13 protein-coding genes and 1 tRNA gene are annotated in these 15,654 nt (G+C 67.9%); 7 read left to right on the top strand and 7 right to left on the bottom strand.

The features are described from left to right. Positions 1-98 precede the first annotated feature (98 nt). A complete protein-coding gene (locus tag EAX62_RS17540) occupies positions 99-173 on the bottom strand; it encodes a 50S ribosomal protein bL37 (protein WP_407703339.1) in 75 nt (24 codons plus the stop codon). 113 nt (positions 174-286) lie between these two features. Between EAX62_RS17540 and EAX62_RS12125 the strand changes: the two genes are divergently transcribed. Then, positions 287-1,726, top strand: coding sequence for a sensor histidine kinase (locus EAX62_RS12125; protein WP_121902155.1), 1,440 nt, complete (start codon positions 287-289; stop codon positions 1,724-1,726). Between the two features lie 40 nt (positions 1,727-1,766). On the opposite strand, the gene EAX62_RS12120 is transcribed toward EAX62_RS12125, so the two are convergent. Beyond that, positions 1,767-2,018 carry a WhiB family transcriptional regulator gene (locus EAX62_RS12120; protein ID WP_121901979.1) on the bottom strand — a complete coding sequence of 84 codons (252 nt, stop codon included), beginning with the start codon at positions 2,016-2,018 and terminating at the stop codon, positions 1,767-1,769. Between the two features lie 184 nt (positions 2,019-2,202). Here EAX62_RS12120 and EAX62_RS12115 point away from each other — a divergent pair, with 184 nt between their 5' ends. After that, a complete protein-coding gene (locus tag EAX62_RS12115) occupies positions 2,203-2,601 on the top strand; it encodes a hypothetical protein (protein WP_121901978.1) in 399 nt (132 codons plus the stop codon). Positions 2,602-2,609: 8 nt separating this feature from the next. On the opposite strand, the gene galK is transcribed toward EAX62_RS12115, so the two are convergent. The 4 genes from galK to EAX62_RS12090 all read right to left on the bottom strand — a co-directional run bounded on the left by galK (position 2,610) and on the right by EAX62_RS12090 (position 9,381). Continuing rightward, positions 2,610-3,776: a galactokinase gene (galK, locus tag EAX62_RS12110; RefSeq protein WP_121901977.1), complete on the bottom strand. Its 1,167-nt coding sequence runs from the start codon at positions 3,774-3,776 to the stop codon at positions 2,610-2,612. Positions 3,777-3,964: 188 nt separating this feature from the next. Continuing rightward, on the bottom strand, positions 3,965-7,789 hold the full coding sequence (locus EAX62_RS12100) for a multifunctional oxoglutarate decarboxylase/oxoglutarate dehydrogenase thiamine pyrophosphate-binding subunit/dihydrolipoyllysine-residue succinyltransferase subunit (protein ID WP_407703335.1): 3,825 nt from the start codon (positions 7,787-7,789) through the stop codon (positions 3,965-3,967). 54 nt (positions 7,790-7,843) lie between these two features. Beyond that, positions 7,844-9,247 carry a glycosyltransferase 87 family protein gene (locus EAX62_RS12095; protein ID WP_121901976.1) on the bottom strand — a complete coding sequence of 468 codons (1,404 nt, stop codon included), beginning with the start codon at positions 9,245-9,247 and terminating at the stop codon, positions 7,844-7,846. Between the two features lie 62 nt (positions 9,248-9,309). Then, positions 9,310-9,381: transfer RNA gene (locus tag EAX62_RS12090), tRNA-Arg, on the bottom strand. Between the two features lie 93 nt (positions 9,382-9,474). Between EAX62_RS12090 and EAX62_RS12085 the strand changes: the two genes are divergently transcribed. The 5 genes from EAX62_RS12085 (at position 9,475) to EAX62_RS12065 (ending at position 15,219) form a co-directional block, all read left to right on the top strand. After that, complete coding sequence (locus EAX62_RS12085) at positions 9,475-9,972, top strand: hypothetical protein (RefSeq protein ID WP_121901975.1); 498 nt, start codon at positions 9,475-9,477, stop codon at positions 9,970-9,972. Between the two features lie 51 nt (positions 9,973-10,023). Then, positions 10,024-11,427: a diaminopimelate decarboxylase gene (lysA, locus tag EAX62_RS12080; protein WP_121901974.1), complete on the top strand. Its 1,404-nt coding sequence runs from the start codon at positions 10,024-10,026 to the stop codon at positions 11,425-11,427. A 2-nt stretch (positions 11,428-11,429) separates the two neighbouring features. Continuing rightward, entirely contained in the window at positions 11,430-12,746 is a 1,317-nt protein-coding gene (locus tag EAX62_RS12075; protein WP_121901973.1) for a homoserine dehydrogenase, read from the top strand. Positions 12,747-12,755: 9 nt separating this feature from the next. After that, a complete protein-coding gene (gene thrB, locus EAX62_RS12070) occupies positions 12,756-13,646 on the top strand; it encodes a homoserine kinase (protein ID WP_121901972.1) in 891 nt (296 codons plus the stop codon). Positions 13,647-13,710: 64 nt separating this feature from the next. After that, positions 13,711-15,219 carry an ATP-dependent DNA ligase gene (locus tag EAX62_RS12065; RefSeq protein ID WP_121901971.1) on the top strand — a complete coding sequence of 503 codons (1,509 nt, stop codon included), beginning with the start codon at positions 13,711-13,713 and terminating at the stop codon, positions 15,217-15,219. Positions 15,220-15,222: 3 nt separating this feature from the next. Here the strand turns inward: EAX62_RS12065 and EAX62_RS12060 are convergent, their stop codons facing one another. Continuing rightward, positions 15,223-15,648, bottom strand: a complete 426-nt coding sequence (locus EAX62_RS12060; RefSeq protein ID WP_121901970.1) for an MmcQ/YjbR family DNA-binding protein — start codon at positions 15,646-15,648, stop codon at positions 15,223-15,225. Positions 15,649-15,654 lie beyond the last annotated feature (6 nt).

Genomic DNA, 15,654 nt, shown 5'->3' with positions numbered 1-15,654 from the left:
GCGGGCACCCGGGAGACGTCCCCTCGGTGTCCTCCCGGACCGGGGCACAAACAAAACCCCCGCCGGCAAACCAGCGGGGGTTGTGTGAATCTCCTCGGTCAGGCGTTGGGACGCTTGCCGTGGTTGGCCTTGTTCTTGCGGCGCGCGTTGCGCTTGCGTCCACGTTTGCCCATGGTGACTCCTCGTTTGCTGGATGGTGCGGGTACAAGTGTGCCAGAAACCGGCGCAGGGTCCTACCATGCGTCCCACGTGGCCCTCGGTGCCGCCGTGGTGGCACAGTATGGCCATGGTTCTGACACATCTGGAGAAGTTGACCGACGAGCAGTGGCTCGAAGGGTTTGTGGAGCAGTGGCACCTGCTCGCTGACCTCAGTTTCTCCGACCTCCTCCTGTGGGTGCCGAGCGAGGAGGGCGAGCGCTTCACCTGCACTGCCCAGGTTCGTCCCGTCACGGGTCCGACGGCGCTCGAGGACGACGTCATCGGGGAGACCATCATCAATGAGGTGGACCACGCCGTCACCGCCGCGTTCATGACGGAGCAGATTGCCGAGACCAGCGACAACCAGATCAGCGCAGGCATCCCCGTGGACGTGTGGGCGGTGCCCATCATGCGCCACGGTCGCTGCATCGCCGTCCTGGAACGCCACACGAACCTCATGGGGGTGCGCGCAATGGGCGCGCTCGAGGAGAACTACATGGAGGCCGCCGGCGTCCTCACGTCCATGCTGCTGGAGGGCCAGTTCCCACTGGCGCCGGCCATGGACAAGGCGTTGGAGCCCAAGGCGGGTGACGGCCTCCTACGCGTGCAGCCCAACGGGGTCATCACCTACGCCTCCCCGAACGCCATCACGGCCTACCGACGCATGGGCGCCCAGGGCGACATCGAGGGGGAGGACTTCGGGGAACTGACGCGGCGTCTGCGTCACGGCGTCGAGACCATGGGTCAGACGGTGCAGTCGGACCTTCGCGACCAGCGGATCGCGGTGTTCGACGTGGAGCAGTCCCGCGCCTCCATGCGGTTCGTCCTGCTACCGCTCGAAGTGGCCGACATCACGGTGGGCATGCTCGTGCTGTGCCGCGACACCACGGACCTGCGACGCCGCGACCGGATGCTCGTCACGAAGGACGCCACCATCCGGGAGATCCACCACCGCATCAAGAACAACCTGCAGACGGTGGCGGCGCTGCTGCGCATGCAGTCGCGTCGCATGACGTCGGACGAGGGGAAGGAGGCGCTGCGGGACGCCATGCGGCGCGTGTCCTCCATCGCGGTGGTGCACGACACCCTAAGCCACACACTGGAGAAGGACGTGGCATTCGACGAGGTGTGCGACAAGATCCTGCGGATGGTGGGGGACCTGGCGGCCGCTTCCGGCGTGGTGCGGGCCAAGCGTGTGGGGACCTTCGGGGTTGTGTCATCCGAGGCAGCCACATCGCTGGCGATGATCATCACCGAGTTGTGCCAGAACGCCATCGAGCATGGGCTGCAGAGCTCGTCGGGCGACATTGAGGTGAGGCCCCGTCGCGTTGACGGCGAACTGATCGTGGATGTTGTCGACGATGGTGTGGGGTTGCCGGAGGGGTTCGACGTGAAGGCTCAGGAGAGCCTCGGCCTGGCCATCATCACCACGCTCATCACGGATCTGGGGGGCACCGTCCACCTGGGGCCGCGCGAGGACGGCGCCGGAACAGTGGCACGACTGAACATCCCGGTCACTGAGTTCTAGGAGGGGCTGATGGGGGCGGGCCCAGAAGGGCCCGCCGCGTTCAGCTGTTGCGAAGCCTGGAGCGCGCTGCGCGCCTCTTGATGGCCCTGCGTTCGTCTTCGCTCATCCCGCCCCAGACGCCGTGATCCTGTCCCGCTTCGAGAGCCCACGCGAGACATTGCTCGCGCACCTCACAGCGCTGACAGATTTTCTTTGCGTCTTCGATCTGCTGGAGAGCTGGTCCGGTGTTTCCCACGGGGAAGAACAACTCGGGGTCCTCCGTGAGGCAGGCTGCCTTGTGGCGCCAATCCATGTATGTGACACACTCCTTCAATCGGCATTCCCGTGAATCGGGTGTCCGTGGGGGTAGTTGAGAGCTAGAGCAACCTACTCCGAGTAGCCACGATAGACAACCCCCGTCCACCGTGGGGCCTGTGTCACCGAAAACACCCCGGAAAGATTTGCCTTGCCCGGATGCGCGCGGCAGTCTTCAGGACATGCGCCACCTCTCACACATCTTCGAGCCACCGTCCCTGGGCGTCGCCGTCACGGGGGCCGCGCTCTCGGGTGTGGGCATCGTGGGAGTGGGGGTCGGATCGATCGCGGCCGCGCATGCCGCGTTCAGCATCGGCATCGGGGCCGTTCTCATCGGCTACGGCCTGCTGGTGGCGTTCGGGGCCTGGCTCGGGGCGCGACGCAATCCCTTTGCCCGCGGACTCATCGTGGCGCCTGCTCTGCTGCACATCGCCACGGTGGCCAGCCTCATGCAGTCCGCCGAGACCCCGCAGGTGGTGGGCCTCGGTGCGGTCCTGCTGCTTCTGGTGGCCACCGTGGTGGCCGCTGTCCTGCCCAGTACTCGTCTCGCCCTGGCGAGGCCGGCAGCCGGGGAGGACTGACGGCCGGCTCAGGCCAGTCGGCCCGCCCCCTCTGACGGCGTGGCCGTGAACCATTCCGGTGGGTGATGCCCGGCGGCGGCGAACGCCGCCGCGATCTCCTGGGCGATCAGGTCACCCTCACCGGTGTGGCAGAGCGCGATGATGCACCCGCCGAAACCTCCGCCGGTCATGCGGGCCCCGAGCGCGCCCGCCGCCTTCGCGGTGTCCACGGCCAGGTCGACGGTGTCCACAGTGATCTCGTAGTCGTCGCGCATGGATGCGTGGGAGGCATCGAGCAGGGGCGCCAGATCCGCCAGCCGCCCCTCGCGTGCCACCTCGTAGGCCTCCAGGGTGCGGGAGTTCTCGGTGACGACGTGGCGCACGCGCTTGCGCATCACCTCGTCGTCCAGCTTCGCCAACGCGTCGTCGAGGTCCGTGACGTCGCGGAGTGCCGGGATGCCCAGGATGGCGGCGGCCTGCTCGCAGGACGCGCGTCGCTGCCCGTACTCGCCATCGACGTGGCTGTGGGGGGTCTTGGTGTCCAGCACCAGCATCTCGAAGCCCTGCTCCGCCATGGGCAGGGGCACGTGAACGCCCTCGAGGGAGCGGCAGTCGAGGAAGAGGCCGAAGTCCTTCTGGCAGAGTGTGCTGGCCGCCTGGTCGAGCAGGCCGGTGGGGGCCCCGACGTAGGCGTTCTCTGCCATGCGGGCGACCTTGGCTCGATCCATGGGCTCGATGTCGAGCTCGTACAGGTCACACATGGCCGCCACGACTGCGCACTCGATGGCCGCGGAACTGGAGAGACCTGCGCCCAGCGGGACGTCGGACGTCAGCACCAGGGTGGTGGCGCCCACCTCGTGGCCGGAGGCCTCCAATGCCCAGATGACGCCTGCCAGGTAACCGGACCAGCCCCCAGTACCCGGTTCAAGGGCTGAGAGGGCCACTTCCACGCGCTCCTCCAGTTCCAGGGAGTACATGACCAGCAATGCGTCATCGCGGCGGCCGGCGGCGACCACAGCCCTCTTCTCGAGGGCGAACGGCAGGACGAACCCGTCGTTGTAGTCGGTGTGCTCGCCAATGAGGTTGACCCGGCCCGGGCCGAACCACAGCCCGGTTGCCTCACGCCCAGCGATCTCCAGGTACGTGGCGCGCAGGGCGTCGAGACGCTGTTGTGTGCCTGTCGAAAGGCTCTGCATCTAGTTCTCCTCGTCGTCGAGACGCGCCGGCCATGGTGCCAACCGCTCGATGGTGTTCAACATTGCGGGATGCAGCTCCATGAAGGTCTGCATGGTCTCTCGGCCGGCCAGAGGACGGCGATCTGCTCGCTGCACTGACCGGGCCGTGGAGTGCTTCCGTGACCCGGTTTGTGCACAACAGGATCGTCTCAGTTGCCGAAAGCTGCTTCGAGCAGCTCGGTGGCCTGCACGAGGTGCACCTTGTGTGACCCCACGGACGGAGCCGAGGCCCAGGGCCTCGCCACCCGCTTCATGGTGAGGGGCTTGGCCGTGTGCCGGGCGACCGCGTTGGGCAGGTGCACGGACATGAACGGCCACGGGCCCTGGTTGGCGGGTTCGTCCTGTACGAAGCGGACGTCGTCCACGTGCGCGTAGCGGTCGAGGATCTCGGCCACCTCCTGTCCGGGCAGCGGGTACAGCCGCTCCAGGGCCACGATTGCCACCTTGCCCTCGAGGCCGCGCCTGGCGCGCTCAGTGACGAGCTCCCACCGGATCTTGCCGGAGCAGAGCATGACGCGCTCCACCTGCGACGGGTCCTCGATGGTGGGGTCGTCGAGCGCCGGGTGCCAGTGACCCGACGTGAAGTCCTCCGGCATGGAGGCGGCCTGCTTGTTGCGGAGCATCGACTTGGGTGTGGCGATCACCACGGGGCGGTGGAAGTTCACGTAGGCGTGCTGACGGAGCAGGTGGAAGTAGCTGGCGGCCGTCGACGGCTGGCACACGGCCAGGGCGTTCTCGGCACACAGCTGCAGCCACCGTTCGATGCGGGCGGAGCTGTGGTCGGGGCCCTGGCCCTCGAAGCCGTGCGGCAGCAGCAGCACCACGCCCGATTTCTGGGTCCACTTGGCCTGACCCGATGCGACGAACTCGTCGGAGATGATCTGGGCACCGTTGACGAAGTCGCCGAACTGCGCCTCCCACAGCACCAGTGCCTCGGGTCGGGCCACGGAGTAGCCGTACTCGAACCCGAGTGCCGCGTACTCGCTGAGGAGCGAGTCCCAGACCTCGAACGACGCCTGGTCCTTCGACAGATGCTTCAGTGGCACCCACGACTCCCCGGTGACCCGGTCGACGATGGCGGCGAAGCGCTGCGAGAAGGTGCCGCGACGCGAGTCCTGCCCGGCGAGGCGCACGGGCCGGTCCTCCAGGACCAGCGACCCGAACGCCAGGATCTCGGCGGTGGCCCAGTCGATGGGCCCGTGCAGGATGGCCTCGGCGCGCCGCTCCAGCTGCGGCATCACCTTGGGGTGAGCCGTGAAGCCCTTGGGCAGCTCCGTGTGCACCTGCGAGATGAGCTGCATGGCCTCCGGGGTGATCTCCGTGAGGCGCTGCGCCGGCTTCGTGGGGTAGTACGGGACGCGGCTGTACTCGTCGTCGACGGCGTCGGCGTCGCGCGCATCGCGCACCTCCCGGAACACGTGCTCCAGACGGCTCCGGAAGCTGTTCATGACCTTCTCTGCGTCGGCCATGGAGATGTCGCCACGGCCGATGAGCGACTCGGTGTAGAGACGACGCACCGAACGCTTCTGCTCGATGAGGTCGTACATGCGGGGCTGGGTGAAGCTGGGGTCGTCGCCCTCGTTGTGTCCACGGCGGCGGTAACAGATGAGGTCGATGACCACGTCCCTGTTGAACTTCTGCCGGTAGTCGAAGGCCAGGCGCGCAGCGCGGATGCAGGAGTCGGGATCATCGCCGTTGACGTGCAGGATGGGTGCCGCGATGGCCTTGGCAACGTCGGTGCAGTACTTCGAGGAGCGGCTCTCGGCCGGGGCAGTGGTGAAGCCCACCTGGTTGTTGACCACGATGTGTACGGTGCCGCCGGTTTTGTAGCCGCGGATCTGGCTCATCTGCAGGGTCTCGAACACCACGCCCTGGCCGGCGAACGAGGCGTCGCCGTGCAGCAGCAGCGGCAGCACCGGGTAGTCGTCGGCTCCCAGCACGTCCTGCTTGGCGCGGGCGATGCCCTCCACCACCGGGTTGACGGCCTCGAGGTGTGACGGATTGGCGGCCACCGACGTCTTGATGGTGGTGCCGTTGACGGCCACGAAGGCACCCTCGGAGCCCAGGTGGTACTTGACGTCGCCGGTGCCGCTGCGGATGTCGAGCGTGCCGTCGAACTCACGGAAGATCTGGCCGTACTTCTTGCCGACGATGTTGGCGAGGACGTTGAGGCGGCCGCGGTGCGGCATGCCGATGCAGACCTCGTCCATCGAGTCGTTGGCGGCCCTCTGACACACCTCGTCGAGCAGCACGATGAGCGACTCGCCGCCCTCCAGTGAGAAGCGCTTCTGGCCCACGAACTTGGTCTGCAGGAACGTCTCGAAGACTTCGGCCTCGTTCAGCTTGTCGAGGGCGTGCATGTGCTCGTCGTGCGTGAGCGGCTTCAGAGGCTTCTCCATGCGCTCCTGGAACCATTCGCGCTGGCGGGGGTCGGTGATGTGCATGTACTCCACGCCGACGGTGCGGCAGTAGGAGTCCTGCAGGATGGAGAGGATCTCACGCAGCGGCAGGAACGCCCGCTCCTCGGCGAAAAAGGTGCCGACGGCAAAGTCGCGGTCCAAGTCCCAGATGCTCAGACCGTGGGTCTCCAGCCGCAGGTCCTCGTGCGAGCGCTGACGGTACTCCAGGGGGTCCGTGTCGGCCACCAGGTGTCCCAGGGATCGGTACGCGTTGATGAGCTCCAGCACCCGGCTCGACTTGCTGACCTGGTTGAGCCGGTGGGCGTAGACGTCCGGGGACCAGCGCAGCGGCTCGTAGGGGATCCGCAGAGCCTCGAAGACGTCGTCGTAGAAGCGGTTGTGGCCCAGCAGCAGCTGGTGCAGTTCCTTCAGGAACTCGCCGGACTGGGCGCCCTGGATGACGCGGTGGTCGTAGGTGGAGGTGAGCGTGGTGATCTTGGAGATACCGAGCTCGGTGATGCGGGACAGGGAGGTGCCCTGGAACTCGGCTGGGTAGTCGATGGCGCCGACGCCCAGGATCATGCCCTGACCCGTCATGAGGCGGGGCACGGAGTGGTTCGTGCCGATGCCGCCGGGGTTGGTGATGGACGCGGTGGTCCCCGCGAAGTCGTCGACCGTGAGGCCTCCGCCGCGCGCGCGCTCCACGAGTGCTTCGTAGGCTGCCCAGAACTGGGAGAAGTTCAGCGATTCACAGCCCTTGACGCACGGCACCATGAGCTGGCGGGAGCCGTCGGGCTTCTTCAGGTCAATGGCGATACCGAGGTTGATTGACGGGTTCTGCACCAGCGTCGGCTTGCCGTCGACGACGTCATAGGCATCGTTCATGCCGGGCACGGCCTTCATGGCCTGCACCATGGCGTAGGCGATGAGGTGCGTGAAGGAGACCTTGCCGCCCTTGGAGGTCCTCAGGAAATTGTTGATGATGGTCCGCTGGTCGATGACGAGCTTCATGGGCACCGAGCGCACCGAGGTGGCTGTGGGGACCGTGAGCGACTCCTCCATGTTCTTGGCGGTGCGCATGGGGGCGCCGCGCAGCCTCGTCACGGTGGGGGACGCGGCGCTCGGCTCCGGGCGCAGCGTGGGGTTCGGCGCATTTGCGGACAGACCTGTGCCGTTGGCGGGTGTCGCGGATGGCTCCGTGGTGGGGCTGACCTTGCGGACCACCGCGGGCTTCGCCTCGGTCCCGCCAGCCTTCGGTGCTGTGGGTGCACTCGCCCCGGGGGCGGCCGTCGCAGGCTCGGACACCGTGGGCTTCGCGGTGGCGGGCCTCGTGGGGGCGGTGGCGGGCGCTGCGCCAGGTGCCTTCGCAGGTGGCGGGGTGGCCGTCTTCGCAGCTGCGCTCGGTGCGGCGGGGGCGGAACTGGACGCCTCCTCGGCGAAGAAGTCCTGCCACGTGGGGTCAACGGAGGCCGAATCCTTCTCGTACGCCTCCCGCATCTCGTCGATCAGCCAGGAGTTGGCGCCGAAGGAGTCCTGTGTGTCCGGTGATGACATGTGTGACAGTGGCTTGGCCACGATCCCCTCTGTGAGTCGGTAGCAGGTGGGCTGCTGTGCCCACCCAGAAGCCTATCAAGGCAAAGTGTCGGTCCGCTCGTCGCCATGCGGCGCTGGAGCGGCATGCAGAGGTGGATCGTCGATTCTGGTACCGCGAGCTTCCTCGTCGGACTCCTCGTGATCCGCGGGTTCCTGCACCCGTCCCGTGATCCTCCAGGCGAGGTGGATGGTGTAGAGGGTCACCACGATGAGCAGAACGTTGCGCAGCAGCAGCAGGGAGGTCTCCAGCGGCGACCCGTTGGGCATTCCCATGATCCCGAACGTGCCCCACGGGTAGGTGTACTGCGTGAGGCCCGCCACCACGATGAGCGCGATGGTGATGATGTTCAGGGGACTTCGCAACCACGCACTGCGTCGGGACATGACGAGTACTGACAGTGGCCCACCCAGCCACAGGATGTACTGGGGTGAGAGCGTCTTGTTCGCGACGATGGTGGCCAGGACACTGGCCAGAACCACCAGGAGCATGGCCTCGTGGAGTGCCGGGGTCTGACGCCGGAAATGCCGCAGCAGCCTCCAGGCCAGGACGGCAGTGAGAACTACCCATCCGACCGTCAGCACGCTCGACACCTGGAGCAGGAGCCCGACGCCGGGTCCCTGCAGTTCCAGGGCGTTGTACTGGGAGAGGAACACAGGCCACGCCTGGTTGTCGGTGAATGTGCGCAGGAACATCAGCGGGGTCGCGGGTACCGACTCCATCTGCAGCCCGCGGCGCGACTGCCACACCAGCGGCGAGATGGACCTGGTCCACCCGCCCAGCAGCAGCGACGACATCCCCAGTGCGAATCCGGCGCCGACGAACCCCAGCAGGCGGGCCCGTCCATGTCCGGGACGCAGTGGGTTGGGTGCCGCCAGGGGCAGCGCCAGAAGCGCAGGCCACAGTTTGACGGCCGCCCCCATGGCCACGAGGCTGCCGGCGAGGTAGGGCCGTACCGCCAGGAACATGCAGGCCCACACCACGAGCGCTGCGGGGATGAGGTCGAAGCGGAAGTACATGATGGGCCCGCCGGCGGCCGTGAACAGGATCCACACCAGCGCGCCCTTGGCGTTGCCGCGGCGGAACAGGCTGGCGGCCACGACGACGTCGAGGAACAGCATGAGTCCCGCGAACCAGTTGAAGTAGGGCTCAAACCCGCCCGCCAGCGCATAGATGCCCTGCAGTATCCATTGTGCGGGCAGGGGATACTCCGCCATGATGCCCAGCCCGGAGGCTGCCTCGACGCACTGGGCGCTGCCCTCGAGGAGGCCCTTGTCGAAACACCATGTGTAGTAGCTGTAGTAGGAGACATCGTTGGCCACGAAGCTCGCTGCGGGCTGCTGCCACACCCACCAGTTGACCGCGCGGGTGACCAGGAAGAGGAGCAGAAGCGCCAGTCCTGCGTTGAGGGAGTTGCGCCGTGGTGCGGCGGTGGCTGTCACGAAAAAGGACTCCTGGCTTGCCGGATCAATCGTCGACCCGGCCTCATTGTCACTGTGCTCAGCGCCCCCGCGAGGATTCGAACCTCGGCTCCCGCCTCCGGAGGGCGGTGCTCTATCCCCTGAGCTACGGGGGCAAACATCGTCAGACGTGACCGACTGCGCGACGACAAAAGGTTAGCAAACAATCGTCGGTCCGCTCACCACCCAGGATCGGCTAGCGTTGCGGCGTGCGTTGGATCCCCTGGCCTCTCGTGGCGCTGCTCCTGGTGGGTTGTGTGTCCCGCCCCGCACCGGAGCCCGCCACACTCGTCACCGGTCCGCCGCCGTGGGCCGCGCCGCGCGACGCCGTGTCCTACATCCGGGCGGCGGGGCTTCCGGAGCTGCCACTGGACTCGGAGACTGACCCGTTCATCCTCACCATCGAGGTCTTCGTGGACGGAGAACCGGTGCCGCTGGCACCCTTCATCGGCATCGACCGGCTGCGGGCACTGCAGGCCCCCGTTCACACGCACGAAGCCAGCGGGGACGTGTGGCTCGAGGGCGAGGGCAACCGCGACGTGACGCTCGGGCAGTTCTTCACCCTCTGGGGTGTGCGCTTCGACGACCAGTGCCTCGGCAGCGCCTGCGAGGGCCTCGACGTCCTCGCCGACGGAGCCGCCGTGACCGATCCGGCATCGCTGATCCTGCGCGACCACAACCTCGTGGAAGTCCGCGCCCAGTCCTGACGGGGCGGACACATCGCGCCGGGGGGTGCGCATCTGGCAGGCTTCTTCACCATGACCCACACCCACATCGCCGGTTCCATCCATGCGGATGCCTCCAACGCGGGCCCGCAGTGGCTGAACCTGCCCGAGGACCTCAACGCACTCGATCCCGCGCTGTGGCCCGTCGGCGCACATCGCAACGAGCAGGGTGCCATCGTGGTCGCGGGTGCCAGCCTCACCGACGTCGTGGCCGAGTACGGCACACCGGCCTACGTCATGGACGAGGCAGACTTCCGCGCCCGTGCCGTCGCGTTCCGGGACAGCTTTCCCGGGTGGAACGTCTACTACGCCGGCAAGGCGCTGCTCACCAAGACGGTGGCGCGCTGGGTGGAGGAGGAGGGGCTCAATCTCGACGTGACCACCATGGGTGAGATGCGGATCGCGCTGGCCGGTGGCATGCCCGCTGCGCGTCTGGGACTGCACGGCAACAACAAGTCCGACGCCGAGATCCGCTTCGCGCTGGAGCAGGGTGTCGGCCGCATCATCATCGACTCGTTCCCCGAGATCGAGCGCATCGAAGCCGCCTGCCGCGAGCTCGGTGTGAAGGCTGCAGCACTGGTGCGGGTCACCACGGGCGTGGAGGCCCACACGCACGAGTACATCGCCACCGCACACGAGGACCAGAAGTTCGGTCTGTCCATTTCCGGTGGGCACGCCCTGGCCGCGCTGGTGCGGTGCCACAGCTCCGCCCACATTGACCTGCAGGGAATCCACAGCCACATCGGCTCGCAGATCTTCGAGACGCACGGGTTCGAGGTGGCGATCCGTCGCACCATGCGTCTGGCGCACCAGTTCCGCACCGCCACCGGCACGGAAATGCCCGAGCTGGACCTCGGTGGTGGCTTCGGCATCGCCTACACCAGCGCCGACACGCCCATGGGGACCCGCGAACTCGCCTCCGCGTTCGAGGAGATGATCGAGCACGAGTGCCGCGGCTACGGACTGCAGCGACCCCAGCTCTCGATCGAACCCGGACGCGCCATCTGCGGGCCGGCTGGCGTGGCCGTGTACGAGGTGGGCACCGTCAAGGTGGTCGACATCGAGGGTGGTCGCGCCCGCGTCTACGTATCCGTGGACGGTGGCATGAGTGACAACATTCGCCCGGCCCTGTACGCCGCCGAGTACTCCTGCGTGCTGGCCAACCGGGTCTCGGAGGCCGAACCGGTTCTGTGCCGCGTGGTGGGCAAGCACTGCGAGGGCGGCGACATCCTCATCCGCTTCGTGTTCCTGCCGGGCGACATCGGTCCCGGCGACCTCATTGCGGTCCCGGGGTCGGGTGCCTACGCACGCTCGATGGCCAGTAACTACAATCAGGTCCCGAGGCCACCGCTCCTGTCGGTGCGCGACTCGAAAACGTCGGTGCTGTTGCGCCGCGAGACCTTGGACGACCTGATGCGTCTGGATGTGGGGGAGTGAGCATGGCTGAGGCTGAGCCGTTGAAGGTGGCGCTGCTGGGCGCCGGGGTGGTCGGGTCGCAGGTGGCCCGGATCCTCATCGCCGAGTCCGCGACGCTGGCCGCCCGTATCGGGAGGCCGCTGGAACTGGTGGGGATCGGCGTGCGCCGGCTCGACGTCGAGCGCCCGGGCGTCGATCCCGCCCTGTTCACCACCGACTCCGCGGCACTGGTGGCCCGGGGCGACCTCGATCTCGTCATCGAGGTGATCGGCGGCATCGAACCCGCGCGCAGCCTCCTGCTCTCAGCCATGGAGCACGGCGCCTCCGTCGTCACCGCCAACAAGGCACTGCTGGGCTCCGACATGGCCGCACTGTCCCACTGCGCCAACGCCAACGGAGTGGACCTGTACTACGAGGCCGCCGTCGCCGGCGCCATCCCGATCGTCCGACCCCTGCGCGAGTCGCTGGTGGGTGACGAGATCCGCGCGGTCATGGGCATCGTGAACGGCACCACCAACTACATCCTCGACAAAATGACCACCGCGGGCCTGTCCTTCGACGTGGCGCTGAACCAGGCACAGGAGCTCGGCTTCGCCGAGGCCGACCCCACGGCGGACGTGGAGGGCCACGACGCCGCCGCGAAGGCCGCAATCCTCGCGGGGCTCGCGTTCCACACCGAGGTTCGCCGCGAAGAGGTGTTCTGCGAGGGCATCTCCAGGGTCACCGAAACCGACATCGCCGCCGCCGACCAGATGGGCTTCGTCGTGAAGCTCCTGGCCATCGCACGCCTCACCGATGAGCCAGACGCCCGCGTCATCGTCAAGGTGCACCCCACCATGGTCCCCAAGACCCACCCGCTGGCATCGGTCTCCGGTGCCTACAACGCGATCTTCGTCGAGTCCCGCGACGCGGGGCAGCTGATGTTCATGGGGCAGGGGGCCGGCGGTGCACCCACCGCCAGCGCCGTCATGGGTGACGTGGTCACCGTGGCGCGCAACCGCTTGCGGGGAGCCAGCAACGACATGCAGACCGGGTACACCACTCGTGGCGTGGCCCCCATCGGCGATGCCACGGCCCGGCACTACATCCGCTTCGACGTGGCCGACCGTCCCGGGGTCCTGGCCGCCTGCGCCACCATCTTCGGCGACCACAACGTGTCGCTGCAGACGGTGCAACAGTCCCACCTGGAGGGCGCGCGACGCCAGGCAGGTTTCGAGGCGCGGCTCAACGTCATGACGCACGAGGCCAGCGAGACGGACCTGGCCGCCGTGGTGACCGATCTGCATCTGGCGTCGTTCGTCGGGGACACCATCGACGTCATGCGCGTCGAGGGCCACTGAGACCCACCCATGACCACATTGCACGTCCGGGTTCCGGCCACCACCGCGAACCTCGGATCCGGGTTCGACTGCGTCGGCATGGCGCTGGATTTCCACGACGAGCTCGAGATGGAACTGCTCCAGAGCTCTCACGCGCTCGCCATTGAGGTGGAGGGCCAGGGTGCCGGTACGGTGCCCACCGACGAGACCCACCTGGTGGTGTCCTCGTTGCTGCGGGGCCTGCAGGAATGGGGCGGTGAGCGACCCGGCATGCGGCTGCGATGCCACAACCGCATCCCGCACTCGCGTGGACTGGGTTCCTCCGCCTCGGCCATCGTCGCGGGGCTCGCCTTCGCCTGGGGCATCAGCCGGCCCGGCGAGGCCCTGGACCGCGCCGAACTGACGCGGGTGTCCAGCTTCATGGAGGGCCATCCCGACAATGCGGGCGCCGCCGTCTGGGGTGGGGCCATCCTCGGATGGTTCGACGGCGACGACGTGGATCTCGTTCAGCTGGAAGTCCCGGCAGTCATCGGCACCCTCGTCTGGGTGCCGCAGTTCGAGGTGGGCACCGCCGGCGCGCGCTCCGTCCTGCCGGAGGTGGTGCCGCGTCGCGACGCCGTTGCCCAGGCCATCGCGGCGGCAGCCCTCCCGCTTGCGTTGGAACGCCGGCACGACCTGCTGCTGGCCGCCACGGCCGACCGCCTGCACCAGAGCTACCGCGCAGACCTCATGCGCCCCTCCTTCGACCTCATGACGGCGCTGCGGGAAGCCGGCGTGCCCGCCACCATCTCCGGTGCCGGCCCCACCGTCATCGCCTTCGGCACGGCCGAACAGTTGACGGCAGGTGACGCTGTCGCCTCCGATGGTTTCGAGCGCCACGCGCTCGCGCTGGGCTCCGGAGTGGAGCTCACCGTCTCCTGAGTCGCGGTTGGGTCCAGAACGCGGTGGGGTGGTTCGCGACCCGACTGGACTCCACAATGGGGTGATGCTGCTCAAGGACATTGTGGACGCATCCACCACCATGCAGGCCACGCGATCCCGCCTGGCCAAGAAGGCCGCCCTGGTTGCCGTGCTGCGCAGCGTCACGGCGGATGAGGCGGGCATCGCCACGTCCTACCTCGCCGGAGAACTCCGTCAGCGGCGCACCGGACTGGGCTGGCGCTCCATGGCGACGCCGCCGCCGGCCTCGGAGGATGCGAGCCTCACACTCACGGAGGTGGACGGGGCCTTCGAGGCGATGGCCGCACTGTCCGGGGCGGGCTCACAGGGTCGACGAGGCGTGGCACTGGACGCGCTCATGCGCCGCGCCACAGCGGGGGAGCAGGCCCACATCGCCGGCCTCGTCACCGGGGAGTTGCGGCAGGGTGCTCTCGATGCCCTGGTGGTTGACGCGCTGGCCGAGGCGGTAGGGGCCCCCACCGTGGCCGTTCGACGTGCCGTCATGCTCTCCGGATCCACCGCAAGGGTGGCCGAGGCGGTGCTGAGGGACGGGCCCGCGGGGCTGGCGGCCTTCACGCTGTCGGTGGGGACACCCGTGCGCCCCATGCTGGCCTCCAGTGCGCCGTCGGTGGCGGAGGCGCTCGAGGCGTTGGGTGGAGTGGCGGTGCTGGACGCGAAGCTCGATGGCATCCGTGTCCAGGTCCACAAGCGGGGAGCGGACGTCCGTGTCTTCACCCGCACGCTCGAGGACATCACCCGTCGCGTCCCCGACCTCGTGGAGGTCGTCGCTGCGCTGCCGGCGGAGACGGCGGTGCTGGATGGGGAGGCGCTGCTCATGGGTGCGGACGGTCGCCCCGCCGCCTTCCAGGACTCCTCCTCCAGGATCGCCGGGGGCAGCGCAGGTGCACCCCTGTCCGTTTTCTTCTTCGACGTGCTGCACCTCGACGGCGAGGACCTGATCGACGAGCCCGCGCACCTCAGATTCGAGGTTCTGGCGCGACTGCTCCCCGCTGGGCTGGTGGTGGAGCGGTGCCTGGCCCACGACGCCGATGGGGCCGAAGCCTTCTTTGGTCGCGTGCTGGCCGCCGGACACGAGGGCGTGGTGGCCAAGGACCCCGAGGCGGCCTACGAGGCCGGACGGCGCGGTGCCAGCTGGATCAAGGTGAAGCCGGTCCACACGCTGGACCTCGTGGTGCTCGCCATCGAGTGGGGCAGCGGGCGGCGCGCCGGCAGGTTGTCCAACATCCACCTCGGCGCCCGGGACGGGGCGGGCGGATTCGTCATGCTGGGCAAGACGTTCAAGGGCATGACCGACGCGATGCTCGAGTGGCAGACCGCCCGATTCCTCGCACTCCAGACCTCCCGCGAGGCACATGTGGTGCATGTCCGCCCGGAGCAGGTGGTGGAGGTCGCCGTCGACGGTGTGCAGCGCTCGTCACGGTACCCCGGCGGGGTGGCGCTGCGCTTTGCACGGGTGCTGCGTTACCGCGGTGACAAGTCCGCCGACGAGGCCGACACGCTCGCAGACGTTCTGGAGCTCGCGGCCCGGCATTGAGGTCTAGAGCCCTGGAGGTGTGTGGCTCAGGTTCCCCGGACGCTGGTCGAGCCTGCCGACGAGCGTCCGGGGGGCCGTCTGGCGATACGAGGTCTCCAGCAATTCGGCGATCTCCGCGAAGTCGGTGCCCTCGTCGATGTCCACGCCGATCCAGCCGCTGGATCCCAGATACCCCGGTACGTAGACGCGATCCTCGCTCAACAACGCCTCTCGCTCGTCCTCGTCGAGTTTGACCATGATCGACTGCGGGTGCTGGATCCACTCACCGTCCACCTTGAGGGAGCCGCCGAAGTAGGCGAACACCTTGGTGGTGTAGAAGGTGGGGCGACCGTGTCCCACCTTCTCCTGAGCATCCGGCAGTGCCAGGGCCAGCATCCGGACACGAGCCAGGACAGGATCGTCATCGCTGAACATCCGTGGGTGCTCCATCAGGCC

Origin of the sequence: Tessaracoccus antarcticus, from assembly GCF_003688855.1 — a bacterium.
In the GTDB taxonomy this organism is placed as follows: domain Bacteria; phylum Actinomycetota; class Actinomycetes; order Propionibacteriales; family Propionibacteriaceae; genus Arachnia; species Arachnia antarctica.
The sequence above is the reverse complement of the archived record's forward strand: the minus strand, read 5'-3'. Positions and strand labels throughout refer to the sequence as shown.